Source organism: Henriciella aquimarina, assembly GCF_002088975.1.
In the GTDB taxonomy this organism is placed as follows: domain Bacteria; phylum Pseudomonadota; class Alphaproteobacteria; order Caulobacterales; family Hyphomonadaceae; genus Henriciella; species Henriciella aquimarina.
In genome coordinates, this window is the sequence record NZ_NCST01000085.1 from 94,293 (window position 1) to 110,838 (window position 16,546).

Genomic DNA, 16,546 nt, shown 5'->3' on the forward strand with positions numbered 1-16,546 from the left:
AAGGTCTCCGCACCTCGAATGAAATGATGGGGGGGCGCTTGCCAGAAAGGCGCGTCCCTGTCAAAGCGCTTTTCGCCCGCTTGTGCAGAGGAGATGTAATTGGTCTGGACCTCCCACCCTGTTGCCCGCTTTCAGGGCGCCATACGGGCGCCCGGCGACAAATCGTGTTCGCACCGTGCCCTGATGTTTGCCGGCATTGCCGAAGGCACCTCGGATATTTCCGGCCTGCTCGAAGGCGAGGATGTTCTCAACACCGCGAAAGCCATGGGCGCCATGGGCGCGACGCTGCAATCGAAAGGCGGCGGACGCTGGACCATCGAAGGTACCGGCAGGGCCGGACTGGCCTCGCCATCCGGCGATCTCGACTTCGGCAATTCCGGCACCGGCTCGCGGCTTATGATGGGTCTGATGGCCGGCTATCCGATCACGGCGCACCTTGTCGGCGATGAGAGCCTGTCGAAACGCCCGATGAACCGCGTGATCAAACCGCTGGAGCGGATGGGCGCGCGCTTCGAACATGACGGGCGGGGCATGCTGCCGCTGACCCTGCATGGCTCCGAGGCGCTGCAGGCCATCGACTTCGCGCCCGAACAGGCCTCCGCCCAGGTCAAATCCTGCGTGCTGCTCGCCGGGCTCAATGCCGAAGGCACCACGCAGGTGACGGAATCGCGCCCGACGCGCGACCATACCGAAAAGATGCTGCGCGGCTTCGGGGTCACCGTCTCCTCGCGGCCCGGACCGGGCACGCAGCAGGTCATCCGTATCGAGGGCGGCCAGCATCTGAGCGCCGTCGACACCGTCATTCCGGGCGACCCGTCCTCGGCGGCCTTCATGATTGCCGGGGCGCTGATCTCGCCTTCGGGCGGGGTCGTGGTCGAGGGCATCATGTCGAACGAGACGCGCGACGGCTTCTTCCAGGCCGCGAGCCTGATGGGCGCCGGGCTTGGCGCGGAAGAGATCAGGGACGCCGCCGGCGAGCGCCTCATCGACCTGCAGGCTGCCACCACCGGGCTGAAAGGCTGCGCCATTCCGGAAACGCTGGTCGCCTCCATGATCGACGAATTCCCTATCCTGGCCGTGCTCGCCGCCTTTGCCGAAGGCGAAACGGTCGTCTCCGGCGCCGAGGAGCTGCGCGTGAAGGAAAGCGACCGCATCGCCGCAGTCGTCGCCATGCTGCGGGTCAACGGCGTCGAGGTGGAAGAGCGCGCGGACGGTTTCGTCGTGCAGGGCTGTGGCGGCCCGCCGCCGGGCGGCGGCCTGGTCGAGACCCATCACGACCACCGCATCGCGATGAGCGCGCTCGTCATGGGCACGGCCAGCCAGAAGCCGGTGTCCATCGACGATCCGGGCATGATCGCCACCTCGTACCCAGACTTCATGGCCCATATGGCCGAGCTGGGCGCGGATATCCGCGAAGGCTGAGGCACTGTTCGCGGCCCCGCGCGTTGGCTGATGAACCAGACAAAGGGAGGCCCGCGCAATGAAAGGCACGATCCAGCTTTATGAAGGCGACCTGCTCGACGTGGCATGCGACGCCGTGGTCAACGCCGCCAACAGCTCTCTGATGGGCGGCGGCGGTGTCGATGGCGCGATCCACAGCGCGGCCGGGCCGGAGCTGAAGGAGGCCTGCCGCCCGCTCGCGCCCTGCCCGACCGGCGAGGTGCGCGTGACCGACGGGTTCGGCATCCGCGACCGGCTGATCTTCCATACGGTCGGCCCGGTCTGGCGCGGCGGCGACCAGGGCGAGGCCGAACTACTGAAGGCCTGCTATACGCACTGCCTCGATGAGCTCCTGCGCCGGGAGCTCTCCTCCATCGTCTTCCCGGCCATCTCGACGGGCGCTTATGGCTACCCGCTGAACGAAGCCGCCGGCGTGGCGGTGACCACCTGCCGGGACTATGCCGCCCGCGCCGACATCGAGATCACGCTGGCGGCCTTCGACGCGCAGAATGCGACCGCCATCAAGGGCGCGCTCCACCAGCCCTAGCCGGCAAGCTCTTCCAGCGTCTTGAGATAGGGCGCAAGGTCGAGCCCCTCGCGCGCCAGCCAGTCGGGGTTGTAATAGGTGTCGAGATAACGCTCCCCGCCGTCGCAGAGCAGGGTCGCGACACTGCCCGCCTCGCCCGCGTCGCGCATCTCGGCCATCAGCTGTAGCGCCGCCCAGACATTTGTGCCGGTCGAGCCGCCGCACTTGCGGCCCAGCACGCCTTCCAGCCAGTGGATCGTCGCCAGCGAGGCGGCATCGGGCACCTGCATCATGTGGTCGATCACGCGCGGCTGGAAAGAGGCCTCGACACGCGGGCGGCCAATCCCCTCGATGCGGGACTTTGTCTTGATGCGCAGGTCCGGGTCGCCGGTGCGATAGTGGTCATAGAAGACCGAGTTTTCCGGGTCGGCGACACAGAGCCGGGTCCTGGCCGCCAGGTCCCCGCGATAGCGGATATAGCGCCCGATGGTGGCCGACGTGCCGCCGGTGCCGGCGCTCATCACCACCCAGTCGGGCAGCGCATGCTCCTCCAGGGCAAGCTGGGCGAACAGGCTCTCGGCGATATTGTTGTTGCCGCGCCAGTCGGTCGCGCGTTCGGCATAGGTGAACTGGTCCATATAATGCCCGCCAAGCTCATCGGCGATGCGTTCGGCCTCGGCATAGATGTCCGGGGCTGGCACGGCGCGCGTCTCGGCGCCATAGAAACTGATCTGGTCGAGCTTCTTCTGCGCGGTCCCCTCCGGCACGACGGCGATGAAGCGCAGACCGAGCAGCTTGGCGAAATAGGCTTCCGAGACCGCCGTGGAGCCCGACGAGCTTTCGACGATGACCGTATCGGCCCCGATCCGCCCATTGCAGAGGCCATAGAGATAGAGCGAGCGGGCCAGCCGGTGCTTCAGGCTGCCGGACGGGTGGATCGACTCGTCCTTGAGATAGAGCGTCTGCTCGGGAAAGCCTTCGAGGTCGACGCGGATCAGGTGGGTGTCGGCCGAGCGGTTGAAATCCGCATTGATACGGCGCACCGCCTCGCAGCCCCATTGGCGATCTGCACAGAGGTCCTGCATGCCGGTCTCCCTTCGTCTTTTCTGCCCGTACCGAGGCGTTTGATGGCAGCGACTGTCATGGCTTGGCAAGGCGTAGTTGACGCTTTCAGACGGTTCGCGCATGTCTCCCCGCCATGATTATTGCCATCGATGGAACGCTTGCCTCGGGCAAGGGCACGATTGCCCGGCGTCTGGCCGCTCATTTCGGGCTGCCATACATGGATACGGGCCGGCTCTACCGCGCCACGGGTGTTGCCGCGCTCAACAAGGGCGTGGCGCTGGATGATGCCGCCGGCCTCGCAGACGTCGCCGCCCATCTCGATGTGAACGCCTTTGAAGAGTCCCGGCTGCGCACCGCCGAAGCCGGATCGGCCGCCTCGAAGGTGGCCGCGATCCCCGAGGTGCGCGCTGCCCTGCTGGAGCTGCAGCGCGCCTTTGCCCACCAGGCGACAGGCGCCCTGCTCGATGGCCGCGACATCGGCACCGTGGTCTGCCCCGACGCCGATGTGAAGCTCTGGATCGATGCCGATGTCGAGGTCCGCGCCGCGCGCCGCCACCGCGAGCTTCAGGCCGCCGGCGAGACCATCACGCTGGACGAACTGACGACCCAGCTGCGCGAGCGCGACCAGCGCGACAGCACCCGCAAGGATGCGCCGATGAAGATGGCGGCAGACGCGGTCTTGATCGACACCACTGATCTGACTATAGACGCGGCTGTGGAAAAGGCGCGGGCCGCTGTCGAGACAGTGCTGGCCCGTCAGGAGTAGCAGGTCCTGAAGCCCCGGCGGCTTCAAATCCAAAGACCTCGCCTCCGCCCATTTCCGAGAAAAGACTGACTGCGTGTACGCGCCGGCAATTCCGCTTGGGCGCCCTGAACCGCGTTGATCAGACCTTTGGAGAAAACATGTCTGCAACTGAAACCATGAATCCGAGCACCGACGATTTTGCCGCGATGTTCGAAGAAAGCACCGCGGCATCGACGCTGCAGGAGGGCCGTGTGGTCCCCGCGACCGTCATTGCCATCCACGGTGACCAACTCATCCTCGATGTCGGCCTGAAGGTCGAGGGCCGCGTGCCCACGAAGGAATTCCTCCTCGAGGACGAACAGCCCAAGGTCGGCGATATTGTCGAGGTCTTCCTCGACCGCATCGAGAACCTGATGGGCGAAGCCGTTCTCTCGCGCGACAAGGCGCGCCGCGAAGAGAGCTGGATCAAGCTGGAAGACAGCTACAATAAGGGCGAACCGGTCAAGGGCGCCATTTCCGGCCGCGTGAAGGGTGGCTTCACCGTCGATCTCGGCGGCGTCAACGCCTTCCTGCCGGGCTCGCAAGTCGACATCCGCCCGGTCCGCGACGTCGGCCCGCTCATGGGCGAAGTTCAGCCGTTCGCGATCCTGAAGCTCGACCGTGCCCGCGGCAACATCGTTGTCTCGCGCCGTGCGATCCTTGAAGAGAGCCGCGCCGAACAGCGTGCCGAAATCGTCGAAGCGATGAACGAAGGCGATGTCCGCGAGGGCGTCGTGAAGAACATCACCGATTACGGGGCCTTTGTGGACCTCGGCGGCATCGACGGCCTTCTGCACGTCACCGACATGAGCTGGAAGCGGATCAACCATCCGAGCCAGGTCGTCAACGTCGGCGACACGGTGAAAGTCCAGATCATCAAGATCAACACCGACACCCAGCGCATCTCGCTCGGCATGAAGCAACTCGAAGCCGATCCGTGGGAAGGCGTCGAGAGCAAGTACATGGTCGGCACGCGCCTTCCGGGCACCGTCACGAACATCACCGATTATGGTGCTTTCGTGGAGCTGGAAGATGGCGTCGAAGGCCTGATCCACGTCTCCGAAATGAGCTGGACGAAGAAGAATGTCCATCCGGGCAAGATCGTCTCCACGTCTCAGGAAGTCATGGTCGAGGTTCTCGATGTCGACGCCGAGAAGCGCCGCATCTCGCTCGGCCTGAAGCAGACCCAGGACAATCCGTGGTCGGCCTTCATGGCAGAGCACCCGCCCGGTACCGAAGTCGAAGGCGAAGTTCGTGGCATCACGGAATTCGGCCTGTTCATCGGTCTCGGCCCGGAACTCGACGGCATGGTCCACATCAACGACATTTCGTGGGATGTGCCGGGCGAGCAAGCGATCGCCAACTTCAACAAGGGTGACGTCGTCCGTGCCAAGGTGCTGGATGTGGATGTCGAGAAAGAGCGTATTTCGCTCGGCATCAAGCAACTGTCCGGCGACCCGATGTCCGACATGGATGTCCGCCGCGGCTCCACGGTGACCTGTACGGTCAGCGAAGTCACCTCCGGTGGCATCGAGGTCCAGTTCGGCGAACCGCCGATGACGGCCTTCATCCGCCGTTCGGATCTCTCGCGCGACCGCTCGGAGCAGCGTCCGGAACGCTTCTCCGTCGGCGACAAGCTCGACGCCAAGGTGACGCAGATCGACAAGGCGGCCCGCCGCGTGTCTGTCTCGATCAAGGCGCTCGAGATCTCCGAAGAGCAGGAAGCCGTGAAGCAGTACGGTTCGGCCGACAGCGGCGCCTCGCTGGGTGACATTCTCGGCGCAGCGCTCGCCAAGGGCGACGATGCCGGCGAAGCTGCAGAGGATGACGCTCCGACCGCGAAGGCCAAGAAGGCCTCCAGCAAGACGACGGAAACGGCTGACGAAGCCGAGACCAAGTCTGACGAGGTCGAGGCCGGCGAAGCCGATGAAGCCGAAGCCGAGGCGGATGCCGCCGACGCTGAAGAGAAGCCGAAGAAGGCTCCGGCCAAGAAGGCCACGGCCAAGAAATCGACCTCCAAGGCGAAGGCCAAGAAGGACGACGACGCCGAGTAAATCCTGTCTGAGCAGTGCTTCCACTGCAACATGACAAAAAAGCAAGACAGTGTTTGGGGCGGAACCACTGGTTTCCGCCCCAAATTTCGTTTACAAACAAAGTCATGCTCAGGTCAGAACTCATCGCAAAGCTCGCGGCCGAATACAGCCATCTCAAGCACGAGGATCTTGAGAAGATTGTGGCTGTTATTCTGGACGAAATTGCCGACGCCCTCGCGGAGGGAAACAGGGTCGAGCTTCGCGGCTTCGGCGCCTTCTCCGTACGCGAACGAAAACCGCGCGTCGGACGCAATCCTCGCACCGGCGAGAAGGTGCATGTGGAGGCGAAGACCGTGCCCTTCTTCCGGCCGGGCAAGGAGTTGCGCGCCCGCGTCAATGGCGGCACCGACCCGGAAGCCCGCTAGGCGCGACCCTCCCCTTCCATATTGACGATCTCGCGGAACACGCGAATGCTTCCCCTTGCGGTCAAATCCTGACCGGGCCCCTTTCAGGGAGGGAAGAAATGTTCAAGGAATTCAAAGAATTCGCGATGAAGGGAAACCTGGTCGACCTGGCCGTCGGTTTCATCCTCGGCGGGGCGTTTTCAACCATCGTCAAATCGCTCGTCAACGACATCATGATGCCCCCGCTCGGCCTGCTGCTCGGCGGCGTCGACTTTGCGGACCTGATCCTGCCGCTCGACGGCAACACCTATGGCTCGCTCGCCGCGGCCAATGAGGCCGGCGCCCCGGTGATCGCCTACGGCCTGTTCATCAACAATGTGATTTCCTTCGTCATCATGGCGCTCGCGCTCTTCTTCGTGGTGAAGGGCGTCAACAGCCTGAAGCGCAAACAGGACGAAGCCCCCGCCGAAGCGCCGGCGCCGCCGCGCCAGGAAGTTCTGCTGGAAGAGATCCGCAACCTGCTCGCCAAGCAGTCGTAATCTCTTAACCAATCTGCGCGACAAGCTCGCTCAGTAGAGTTAGTGGCGTTCTGAAGGGCGGTGCCTGACTGGCGGCGCCCTTCTTTATGCCGGGCGCCCGGCCCCGCCAAACCCTTAATATTCGTAGATTTCCCAGCCCGTCATCTCGATCGTATAGGCCGCATCGGCGAGATCGGAAGTCTGTTTCTGGACGCGCAGCGTGCCCTCGATCCAGACAGCCTGCGAAAGGTCCTTCAGCTGGATCGCGTCTTCGGTCTTCACAAAAACGGTCTGGTTCGGCGGCGGCGGCGGGGCGTGCAGGCAGGCGCCATAATAAGGCACGAGCAGGAATTCGTTGATCTCGGCATTCTTGCCGTATTCGAACGGCACGGTGTAGCCCGGCAGGCGGATCTTCATGCCATCGGCCGCCTGGCCCATGATCTCGTCGACGGTATTGAAGGTGCCAATCTGGACGGCCGTGTCGGCGCTTGAGCCTTCGCTGATACCCTTGGAATAAGCCCTGGCCATCTGCTGCTGATAAAGCTCGGCAAAGCGCTCTTCCTCGCCTTCCGGCATCAGCTCTTCCCAGCCGATCTCGGTGACGCCGCGCGCGGCCAGTTCCTCGGACTTCGCTTTTTCGGCGGCCGCCTGTTCGGCGACAGAGCGGTCATCGCCGCTTGTATCCGGCTCCGGCACGCGGTCACCGACCTGCGGGCCATCCGTATTTTCGGCCGGCGCCGGGGCCTTGGTCGGCTGGGCGCTGTTGTCCGTTTCGGCGGCCGCATCGCTGGCCGGGGGCGTCTCGCCCTGGCTGCAGGCGGACAGGGCAAGCCCGGCAAGGGCGCTGGCGGCAAGAAGACGTAGGATCATGGCACTCTTTCTAGAACTGTCCTGGCAAGGGTTCCACACTCAACAACATATCCGGGCCCTCAGAGCTTCACTGTCAGCCCGTCGGCGAGCGAGCGGCGCAAAGCCGTCACCGCCGGGATAAGGCCGATGAGGAGGGCCGCCGCCGTCACGCCCAGCACAGTCCACAGGTCGACCGGCGACAAGCCAAGCCCCTGCAACTGCACGCCATAGCGCTCGGCCAGCACAGGGCCGAGACCGAGCAGCCCTGCCTGCACGACGAGCACACCGAGCACCGCCCCGGCGAGCCCGAGCAGGCCGGCCTCGGCCACCATCAGGAACAGGATATGGCCGGGCCGCGCCCCGGTCGCGCGCAGGATCGACATTTCGCGGCGGCGTTCGTTCAGGCTTGTGAGGATGCTGGTCAGAACCGAGACGAGGCCGACCGCGATCACGAAGACCGAGACAGCGATCAGGGCGCGCTCGACCACGCCGGTCACCTGCCAGAGCTCGGCCAGCGCCTGGCCGGGAATGATCGCCATAAGTGGCTCGCCGGCGCGGGTGTTCAGCGCGCGCTGGGTCGACAGGATGGTGCCGCGCCGCTCCAGCCCGACAAAGATCGCCGTGATCGATTTCGGCGTCAGGTCGAAATCGCGGATCATCTCTTCGGTGATCGTGTCGGCATAGGGGTTCTTCGTGCCGGTTTCCCAGCCGACATGGATCGCCGTCATGCCTTCAAGCGGGATATGGATGGTCTGGTCCACCGGCGTGCCGGTCGGCGCGAGCACGCCGGAGATGATGAAGGGCCGGTTCTCATGATCGCTGAGCCCGCCCGCGCCGAGCCCATGGGTCAGCACCAGTTCCGTACCGACACCATAGCCGAGCTTGCGGGCGACCTCCGATCCGATCACCGCATCGAAGACATCGTCGAACCGCTCGCCTTCGGCCAGTTTCAGCGCCTTGCCATCGCCATAGCGGTAACGCTCGAAATAGGTCTCGTCGGTGCCCATGACGCGGTAGCCGCGATGATTGTCGCCGAGCGAGACCGGGATGGTCCAGGCGATATCATCGCGATTGACGACCTCCTGATAGGTCTCCCAGCTGATCTCGGCGGTCGCATTGCCGAGCCGGAAGACCGAATAGAGCAGCAGGTTGATCTGCCCGGTCGGCGCGCCGACGATGAGATCGGTGCCGGAAATCGTGTTGTCGAACCCGGCGCGCGCCCCGTGACGGGCCTTGTCGACGCCGAGGAAGAGCGCGACCGACAGCGCGACGGCGAGCACGGTCAGGAGCGCCGAGCCCTTGCGGTTCATCAGGCTGCGCCAGGCGAGACCGAGAATACCCGTCATGCCACCGCCCTCGTCCGGTTGATCTCGGAGAGGTCGACACTGCGGTCGAAATGCGAAGCGAGCGAGGCGTCATGGCTCACAAAGAGCAGCGCTGCGCCGGAGCGGGCGGCCTCTTCATTCAAGAGTTCGATGAACCGGTCGCGCGCATCGGCATCGAGTGCGGAGGTCGGCTCGTCGGCAATCACAATCTTCGGCCCCCCGATCAGGGCGCGGGCGACGGCCACACGCTGCTGCTGGCCAACCGAAAGCTCGGTGACGGGCCGGGCGAGCAGTTTTTCATCCGTCAGCCCCAGCCTGGCGAGCAGGCGCCTGGCCTCCGCCACTGGTCCGCCCTCGACGGCCTCGCGGCGCGCTTTCGAAAAGCGGCAGGGCAGCGTCACATTCTGCACCACGGAGAGATAGGGCACGAGGTTGAACATCTGGAAGATCACGCCCAGCCGGTCGGCGCGCAGCGCGTCGCGCTTCGAGCCCGAGAGCCCCGACATGTCCTCGCCCAGCACTTCGACACGACCGGCCTGCGGCTCGAGCACGCCGGCGATCAGCCCAAGCAGGGTCGACTTGCCCGACCCGCTCGGCCCGCGCAGGAAGAGGCGTTCGCGCACGGCCAGATCGAAGGCCGGAATCTCGAGCAGGGGCGGACCCTCGCCCCAGGCAAAGCGAAGGTCCCTGATCCGGATGGCCGGTTCGGTGCTCACGGGGCTCAGCGAACCTCCAGCATCGGCTTGGCGGCGGTCAGTTCGCCGGCGGCCTGCGTCGTATCGGAGAGGAAGACCGCCTCGATCACCTTCAGATCGGGATAGGTGTCCAGCATCAGGAACTCGATCTGCTCGATCCGGGCGGGCTTTTCGCAGGTAAAGACATGTTCGGCTTCCAGTCCTCCATGGCCGTGCGCGAAGTGCGTGCCCGATGTCGTCATCAGCGGCAGGCATTCGGCCGCGGCGTTCACGCTGACCATGTCGCCAGGGATGAAGAAGGCATCCTTGAGCGCGTCGATGGCGGCCTGTTGCTCGTCATTCTCGGGGGCGTGCTCGAAGCCGACCAGCGAGACGAGCGGCGCCTCGAAGGTGATGGTCAGCGTATCGTCATCGACGGCGGCGGCGAGGCTTGCGCGGCCATGTTCATGGGCTTCCAGCCTCTGCGTCCCGGCCGTCTCACCAGTGTCTGCCGCCGGGCTCTCTGCGGCCTCTTCCGGCGCTTCGGCCTGTGGCGACACCGCCCCGGAGGGCCCGGTCACATCCTTGGTCACGGCCTCCTCGCCACGGTCGCACCCGGCCAGGACCGGCATCAGGCCGAGGGCCGCTACAGCGATGAAGGCTCGGGACAGTCGCATGATCACCTCTTACCCTTCCTGAAAGGGGGTTGCAGCCAGACCGGAAAAAGCAGTCGCAAAACGCGTTTTGAGATACTATAACATTCAGCGCGGAGCAATTGCACGTTCCAATCCCTCACAGCTGCATAACAGGCGGCATTCGACTGACAAGGTGCACCAGACAATGTGGGACTCTGTACAGGCACCGCTCTTCTTCGGCCTGATCGCGGCCTTCATGACGACGGTCGGCCTGATCATCGTGGCGCAGAAGGCGTTGTGGAGCGAGCGCAATGCCACCCTGTTCGGCCTGGTCGCCGCGGGCATGCTGGCGACGCTGACCTTCCTGCACATCCTGCCGGAAGCCTTTTCCATGTCGCACATGGCGCCGGCCTGGCTCGCCATGGGCTTTTTCGGCGGGCTGTTGATGAACAATCTCATCCGGGCGCTCAACCCGTCCCGCCAGGGCGACCTCAAGCCCACCGAGGCGCTCACGCCGGTACTGGCGATTGCCGTGCACTCCTTCATGGACGGGGTGATCTATGCGGTGACCTTTGCAGCCAGCTTCGTCTCCGGCGTCTATGCCGCCTTCGGCCTGATCCTGCACGAGATCCCCGAGGGCGTTATCGCTTTCGCAATCCTGCGCCGTTATGGCGTCAGCAATGCCAATGCCTTCTGGTTCGCCTTCCTGGCCGCAGCCGCGACAACGCCACTCGGTGTGCTCGTCTCCGGACCGTTCATGTACGGGCTGGACGTGGAAACGACCGGCGCGCTTTTCGCCATGTCGGCCGGCCTTCTCATCTTTGTCGCCACAGGCCCGCTCATGGCTCCGCTCAGCGAGATGAAGCCGGCCCGCGGTCTCGTCGCAATCGGCGCAGGCGCCTGTATCGCGCTCGCGCTGATCTTCGCGCCCGGGCATGGGCACGCGCCCGGCAGCGGCCAACACGATCATGCACATGATGAGGAGGACGCGCAGGAATCAGATACACTGCCTATGATCGGTCCGGATCATTCAGGTGGGGGATCACATGATGAAACAGTTCATACCTGACACGCCGGGGCCCTGGCTCCGCTTCTGTCTGGGCGCGCTTCTGGCCGCAGCCCTGTTCGTGCCGTCGGCGCTGGCTGCCCCGGATGTGACGATCGAGCTCGCCGGCCCGCAGAGCTTTGGCGGCTTTCTGTCTGCCGGTGTGGGCTACATCATGCCGGGCGGGCACCCGCAGATCCTGTTCCTGCTCGCCATCTTCCTAACCTCGCCGCGCACCGGCCCGCTGGCAACCCAGGTCATCGCCTTCATTCTCGGCCACTCTCTGACGCTGTGGCTGACCGGGCTCGGCGTGATCGCCCCGCCCGCCAGCATCGTCGCATGGCTGGTGCCGGCCACCATCATGCTGGCCGCGCTTGAGAACCTGCTCTTCGGGCGGGTGACAAAGATGAAGCCGGGCCTGGTCTTCGCCTATGGCCTGATCCACGGCCTCTCCTTCGGCCTCGTCTTCCTGGGCCTGGCCTCTGCACAGCCCGGGAATGCCTCGGCCCTGTTCGGCTTCAATCTCGGCCTGGAAATCGCCCACCTTGCCATTATCGGCCTGGCGCTCGCGGCCTCGCTCTATTTCCGCGGCGTGCTGAAACAGGCCTCGCGGATGGACCTCTACCGCCCGATGATTGTGGTGCCCGTCTCGCTCGCCATCTTCGTGACGGGACTCATCTGGACGGTGCAGGCCTTCAACGCTTAGGCTAGCCCGCGCGCCAACCGGCATCGCACTTGCACGCTGGCGTGGTTATCAAAAGGTAACCAGCTGGAGTGATCCATGCGAAAGCGGCTTCTTCGCTATCTCGGCGCCCTGATCGTCTCGACGGTCGCGACCTATTCCGGCCTGGCCCGTCAGGCCGTCGCCGAGACCGCACCCGCCTGCGGCCTGAGCGATGTCTCCGCCTGGCAGGTCGCCATGGAAGACCCGCAAGAAGAAGCCACCCCGGCCTATGTGCTAAGGACCACCGAAGACTTCATCGCCCGCTGCCCGCAGCGCCCGGAAATCCCGGAGGCTCACCGCATTGCCGGCCTCGCCGCCGCCTGGGCGGAAGAGACAGGGACGGCCGCCAGCCATTTCGAGGCGGCCGGCGACATGCGCGACACCGAAGCCCTGCTGATGCATGCCGCGGTGCGCTTCGCGCTTGGCGAACCGGAGCGGGCCACGGCCCTGCGCGACGACGCCATCACGCTCTGGACGGCCCGCATCGCACGCCGTGGCCTGGCCGATATCGAGACAGAGCGCCTGCCCCATGGCGAGATCATCAAGGTCAGCTTCGACCGGACCGACCCGGAAACGCAGCTTTCCCATCTCTGGATTGCACGGCCCGACGGCCCCGGCTGGCCGGCCGCGCTGGCCGTCAGCTCAAGGCGACAGCTCAACGCCTTCCACCAGCTGCGCGCGGGCGAAGACGCCCCGGCGCTGCGCCATGTCCGGCTCTATCGCTGCGAGACCCGCCGCCTTCTGGCCCGCAGCACGGAACGCCTGAGCGACCGCGAAATCGATGCCGCCGCCCGGCTTGGCCTGTCGGCCTATCTCGCCGATCCGGATATTCCCGGCACCGGCGCCCTGCGGCCCTGCGTGTTCGACGGCGATATCCTGCCGGCCATCCACCCGGCGCGGGCCGTGCCGACGCAATAGACCGGCCCCATCTCCACAGGAAAACCTGCCGGACCCGCTGGAGCCTCGCCGCCCTCCATGCGTATTGTCAGGCATCATGACTGCTGTGCGTCACTGGCTCATCATTGTCGGCGCGGGCCTGCTTTGCGCCCCGCTCATCATCTATGTGCTGGACTCGCTGATCGGGCTCGGCCGGCTCGATCCGTTGACGCTGTCGACGACGATTGGCGGGGTCGGCGCCGGGATCTTCGCGCTCGGCCAGGGCCATCACTGGGGCCGCTTCTTCCTTGCGCTCGCCGCCGGGCTCGCCCTGATCGCGCTGCAGGTCTACGGCATCGCCTTCCTCGTCCTGCAGACAAGCGGGCTTTAGCCTGTGCGGAAAGCAAACTTTCCATAGCCGAGAAAGGACGCCCCCGTGCAGAGGAGCGTCGACATCGCCGTCGCGAGCACCGGCGGACAGGCCGGCACCGCCAGCAGAAGCCCGGCATAAAGCGCATAGTTCAGGGCCGCGACGCTGCCGGCCACAAGGGCATAGCGCCCGGCTTCGCGAAGCTGGCCGTCATGGCTGCTGCCGAAGGTGAGCGCCCGGTTCAGCCGCCAGGCCACGAGCATGGCCACTGCGATGGAAACGACGCGCGCAGCAAACGGCCCGGCGCCAAGCTTCATCATCAGGACGAGCAGGCCCGCATCGACGAGAAAGCTCAGCCCGCCAATCATGACGAAGCGCAGGAAGCGCGCCGCAAAAAGCTGTCTGACTATTTCTGCCATTGTCCGAGCGGATAGCTCAGGAAGACCGAGCGTTTCGCCTCGACCCGGGCACGGGCGAGGCTGTCGAGGATGAGCCCGCAAACGGCCGACACGGTGCCGATCATGACGAGCCCCATGGAGAGCATGGCCGTGGGAAAGCGCGGCACGAGGCCCGTCTCGAAATAGGTCAGCAGCAGCGGCGCCGACAGGCCGAGCGCGGCCAGTGCCAGCAGCATGCCGATAGCACCGAAGAAGGCGGCCGGCCGGGTTTCCTTGGCCAGCATGACAAACATGCCGAGGATGCGTGCCCCGTCACGGAAGGTCCGCAGCTTGGAGGCGGAATCCTCCGGGCGGATGCCATAGGGCGTCGGGCGCTCCATGGTGGGCACGCCGATCTGGCAGGCATGCACAGACATTTCCGTCTCGATCTCGAAGCCGCCGGAAACCGCCGGGAAGGATTTCGCGAACCGGCGCGAGAAGACGCGGTAGCCGGAAAAGATATCGGTAAACTGGCGCCCGAACATGGCATTGAAAAGCATGTTGAACATGCGGTTGCCGAAGGCGTGGCCATTGCGCCCGGCATCCTGGGTCACATTGGCCCGCGTGCCGACGACCATGTCGACATGGTTCTTCTTCATCAGCTCGATCAGTGTCGGCGACAGCGAGGCATCATAGGTGCCGTCGCCATCGGCCATGACATAGATGTCGGCCTCGACGTCTGCGAAGATACGCTGGACGACATAGCCCTTGCCCTGACGAATCTCGTTGCGGACGATCGCGCCGGCGCGGCGGGCGACCTCGGCGGTGCCATCGGTGGAATTGTTGTCGAAGACATAGATCTCGGCGTCCGGCAGCGCCTCACGGAAGGCGGCGATCACCGATGCGATGGTCGAGGCTTCGTTGTAGCACGGGATCGTCACGGCCACGCGCGGAACCGCCGCTTCCTGTTGCTGGACCGGGTTAAATGCGCCAGCTGTGACTCGACTCATCCGGTCAGCCTTTCAGTAACCACATTCAGCGCATAACAAGCGCTGGTGAACACCCGGTTACGAGAAAGATTGTAAACATCGCCCCATGACGGAGCTTCCGACCACGTCGAAAACCCCTATCTGGCCGCTCGCGCTGACCGGCCTGCTGGCCATGGCCGCGCTTCTGTTCCGGGCAGGGCCCGCGCTGGGCGGCGATCTGATCGGCAGTGACGACATGATGCGCATGCAGCAGGTCCGCGATCTGATTGCCGGACAGCGCTGGTACGATGTCGACCAGGCCCGCCTGCTGACGCCCGAGGGCGGGGCGATGCACTGGTCGCGCCTGCCGGACCTCGTCCTGGCCGGGATCGTCCTGCTGCTGCAGCCCATGACGGGCCGGGAAATGGCGGAGGGCATTGCGGTGACCGCCTGGCCGCTGATGCAGCTGGGCTGGATCATGGCCGCCCTCGCCACCTGCCTGAGACGGCTGAACGTCTCGCTGGCCGGGCAGCTGGCCGGACTGCTCTTCTTCTTTACGTCTTTTGCCCTGGTGAACTTCACGCCCGGACGCATCGACCATCACGGGCTCGGCCTGGCGCTGGCGCTGACCGCCTTTGCCTGCCTGCTGTCCCCTGCGCGCACCCCCCGCTCGGCGATTGTCGCGGCTGTCTGTGTCGCCGCCATGATCACGGTTGCCATCGAGAACCTGCCCGCCATCGGCCTGATCATTATCGGCTTCAGCGCCGCCTGGATCCTGCGCGGAGAGACAGAAACCAACCGGCTACGCGTCTTCGGCGCCGGGCTCGCGGTTTCGGCGCTGATCGCCTATGTCTTCGACGCGCCGGGCCCCGGCGGCAATCGCACCGTCTGCGACGCCTTCGGCCAGCCGCATTTCATCGCCCTCATGGTCGCCGGCGGCGGCCTCTTCGCGGTGGCGACCTTCCTGCCGCAAGCGCGCGACTGGCGCACCCGCATGAGTGCGGTGGCGCTCGCCGGCGCGGGCACGGTGCTGAGCTTCATCAGCGCCAATCCGGCGAATTTCAGCCCCGAGAATCCAAACTGCCTGACCGATCCCTATGCTCGCCTGCCCGAAGAGATCCGCACGGGCTGGCTGAGCGTCGTCTCCGAAGCCCGGGCCCTGCCCGCCGTCTTCGCGGGCGACCCGGCCATGGCGGTCTATTATTACGGCTTCGCGCTCGCCGGGCTGGTCACCGCGGCCATTGCGCTGCGCCAGGCCGCGCCTGAGCGCCGCTTCGGTTTCGCCGCGCTGCTAACCGGGCTTGCGGTGACGTTTCTCATCTCGGCCTGGCAGCTCAGGGGCATTTCGCTGGCCCACCTGCTGGCCGCCATCGCGGCGGGCTGGGCGTTCGGTCTCCTTTTCGACCACTGGCGCAAGGCCCGCACGCCCCGCGCCGCGCTCTACCTGCTGGCCGGCGCGCTGGCGGTCTCGCCAATTGGCTGGCAACTGCCGCGCTCATTGGCCAGTCTGGACGAGGCGGAGACGGGGGAAGCAGTGGCCGACTGCAAATCCCGCGAAGCCTTCCAGGCGGTTGCCTCGGCCCCGCGCATGATCGCCTTCACGCCGATCGATCTGGGCGCCCCGCTGATCTACCATACGCGCCATTATGCGACGGCGGCGCCCTATCACCGCAATCCGTCCGCCATCGAGATGACGCTTTCGGTCTTTACCGGCCCGATCGACACCGCGCGGCGCAAGATCGAGATGACCGGCGCCGACCACCTGCTCTACTGCCCCGGTCTGAGCGAGCTGAAGACCTATGCGAAGCGCGCGCCCGACGGGCTTGCCGCCGCGCTCGAAAACGGGGAGGTGCCGGACTGGCTGACCCCGCTGGCCGGCAGCGAGGACGGCTCCGGGCCGATCCTTTACACCATTGCCTATGACCGGAATTGA

18 protein-coding genes are annotated in these 16,546 nt (G+C 65.4%); 11 read left to right on the forward strand and 7 right to left on the reverse strand.

Annotated elements, in window-relative coordinates; translation table 11 throughout:
• Positions 1–99: 99 nt before the first annotated feature.
• Both aroA and B8784_RS14055 read left to right on the forward strand, forming a co-directional pair.
• Entirely contained in the window at positions 100–1,422 is a 1,323-nt protein-coding gene (gene aroA, locus B8784_RS14050; protein ID WP_084398574.1) for a 3-phosphoshikimate 1-carboxyvinyltransferase, read from the forward strand.
• 58 nt (positions 1,423–1,480) lie between these two features.
• Positions 1,481–1,987, forward strand: coding sequence for a macro domain-containing protein (locus B8784_RS14055; protein ID WP_084398575.1), 507 nt, complete (start codon positions 1,481–1,483; stop codon positions 1,985–1,987).
• On the opposite strand, the gene B8784_RS14060 is transcribed toward B8784_RS14055, so the two are convergent.
• Positions 1,984–3,051, reverse strand: coding sequence for a PLP-dependent cysteine synthase family protein (locus B8784_RS14060; protein WP_084398576.1), 1,068 nt, complete (start codon positions 3,049–3,051; stop codon positions 1,984–1,986). The two genes, B8784_RS14055 and B8784_RS14060, sit on opposite strands and share 4 nt — an antisense overlap.
• Before the next feature lie 113 nt (positions 3,052–3,164).
• Here B8784_RS14060 and cmk point away from each other — a divergent pair, with 113 nt between their 5' ends.
• The 4 genes from cmk to mscL all read left to right on the forward strand — a co-directional run bounded on the left by cmk (position 3,165) and on the right by mscL (position 6,791).
• Complete coding sequence (gene cmk, locus B8784_RS14065) at positions 3,165–3,797, forward strand: (d)CMP kinase (RefSeq protein ID WP_084398577.1); 633 nt, start codon at positions 3,165–3,167, stop codon at positions 3,795–3,797.
• A 137-nt stretch (positions 3,798–3,934) separates the two neighbouring features.
• Positions 3,935–5,869: a 30S ribosomal protein S1 gene (rpsA, locus tag B8784_RS14070; RefSeq protein ID WP_233356150.1), complete on the forward strand. Its 1,935-nt coding sequence runs from the start codon at positions 3,935–3,937 to the stop codon at positions 5,867–5,869.
• Positions 5,870–5,973: 104 nt separating this feature from the next.
• Positions 5,974–6,273, forward strand: a complete 300-nt coding sequence (locus tag B8784_RS14075) for an integration host factor subunit beta (protein ID WP_084398578.1) — start codon at positions 5,974–5,976, stop codon at positions 6,271–6,273.
• Between the two features lie 98 nt (positions 6,274–6,371).
• Complete coding sequence (gene mscL / locus B8784_RS14080; protein WP_084398579.1) at positions 6,372–6,791, forward strand: large conductance mechanosensitive channel protein MscL; 420 nt, start codon at positions 6,372–6,374, stop codon at positions 6,789–6,791.
• Between the two features lie 114 nt (positions 6,792–6,905).
• Here mscL and B8784_RS14085 read toward each other — a convergent pair whose 3' ends face one another.
• The 4 genes from B8784_RS14085 to B8784_RS14100 are packed head-to-tail and all read right to left on the reverse strand — an operon-like array spanning position 6,906 to position 10,295.
• The gene (locus tag B8784_RS14085) at positions 6,906–7,640 is read right to left on the reverse strand and encodes a DUF3299 domain-containing protein (RefSeq protein ID WP_084398580.1); all 735 of its coding nucleotides are present in this window, start codon (positions 7,638–7,640) and stop codon (positions 6,906–6,908) included.
• A gap of 59 nt (positions 7,641–7,699) precedes the next feature.
• The gene (locus tag B8784_RS14090) at positions 7,700–8,965 is read right to left on the reverse strand and encodes an ABC transporter permease (protein WP_084398581.1); all 1,266 of its coding nucleotides are present in this window, start codon (positions 8,963–8,965) and stop codon (positions 7,700–7,702) included.
• On the reverse strand, positions 8,962–9,660 hold the full coding sequence (locus tag B8784_RS14095; RefSeq protein WP_233356151.1) for an ABC transporter ATP-binding protein: 699 nt from the start codon (positions 9,658–9,660) through the stop codon (positions 8,962–8,964). The genes B8784_RS14090 and B8784_RS14095 overlap by 4 nt, the downstream gene beginning before the upstream one ends.
• Before the next feature lie 5 nt (positions 9,661–9,665).
• A complete protein-coding gene (locus B8784_RS14100; RefSeq protein WP_143435499.1) occupies positions 9,666–10,295 on the reverse strand; it encodes a ZrgA family zinc uptake protein in 630 nt (209 codons plus the stop codon).
• 163 nt (positions 10,296–10,458) lie between these two features.
• Between B8784_RS14100 and B8784_RS14105 the strand changes: the two genes are divergently transcribed.
• From B8784_RS14105 to B8784_RS14120, 4 genes are all read left to right on the forward strand, one after another.
• The gene (locus B8784_RS14105) at positions 10,459–11,322 is read left to right on the forward strand and encodes a ZIP family metal transporter (protein WP_084398583.1); all 864 of its coding nucleotides are present in this window, start codon (positions 10,459–10,461) and stop codon (positions 11,320–11,322) included.
• Positions 11,300–12,004 (forward strand): HupE/UreJ family protein, encoded by a 705-nt coding sequence (locus B8784_RS14110; RefSeq protein WP_084398584.1) that lies wholly within the window; start codon positions 11,300–11,302, stop codon positions 12,002–12,004. The genes B8784_RS14105 and B8784_RS14110 overlap by 23 nt, the downstream gene beginning before the upstream one ends.
• Positions 12,005–12,079: 75 nt before the next feature.
• Positions 12,080–12,940: a hypothetical protein gene (locus B8784_RS14115; protein WP_084398585.1), complete on the forward strand. Its 861-nt coding sequence runs from the start codon at positions 12,080–12,082 to the stop codon at positions 12,938–12,940.
• Between the two features lie 76 nt (positions 12,941–13,016).
• A complete protein-coding gene (locus B8784_RS14120) occupies positions 13,017–13,289 on the forward strand; it encodes a hypothetical protein (RefSeq protein WP_084398586.1) in 273 nt (90 codons plus the stop codon).
• Here the strand turns inward: B8784_RS14120 and B8784_RS14125 are convergent.
• Positions 13,286–13,687 carry a GtrA family protein gene (locus B8784_RS14125; RefSeq protein WP_084398587.1) on the reverse strand — a complete coding sequence of 134 codons (402 nt, stop codon included), beginning with the start codon at positions 13,685–13,687 and terminating at the stop codon, positions 13,286–13,288. The two genes, B8784_RS14120 and B8784_RS14125, sit on opposite strands and share 4 nt — an antisense overlap.
• Positions 13,675–14,655, reverse strand: a complete 981-nt coding sequence (locus tag B8784_RS14130; RefSeq protein ID WP_084398588.1) for a glycosyltransferase — start codon at positions 14,653–14,655, stop codon at positions 13,675–13,677. Before B8784_RS14130 ends, B8784_RS14125 begins: the two co-directional genes overlap by 13 nt.
• An 85-nt stretch (positions 14,656–14,740) precedes the next feature.
• On the opposite strand from B8784_RS14130, the gene B8784_RS21645 reads away from it, so the two are divergent.
• Complete coding sequence (locus B8784_RS21645; RefSeq protein ID WP_084398589.1) at positions 14,741–16,546, forward strand: hypothetical protein; 1,806 nt, start codon at positions 14,741–14,743, stop codon at positions 16,544–16,546.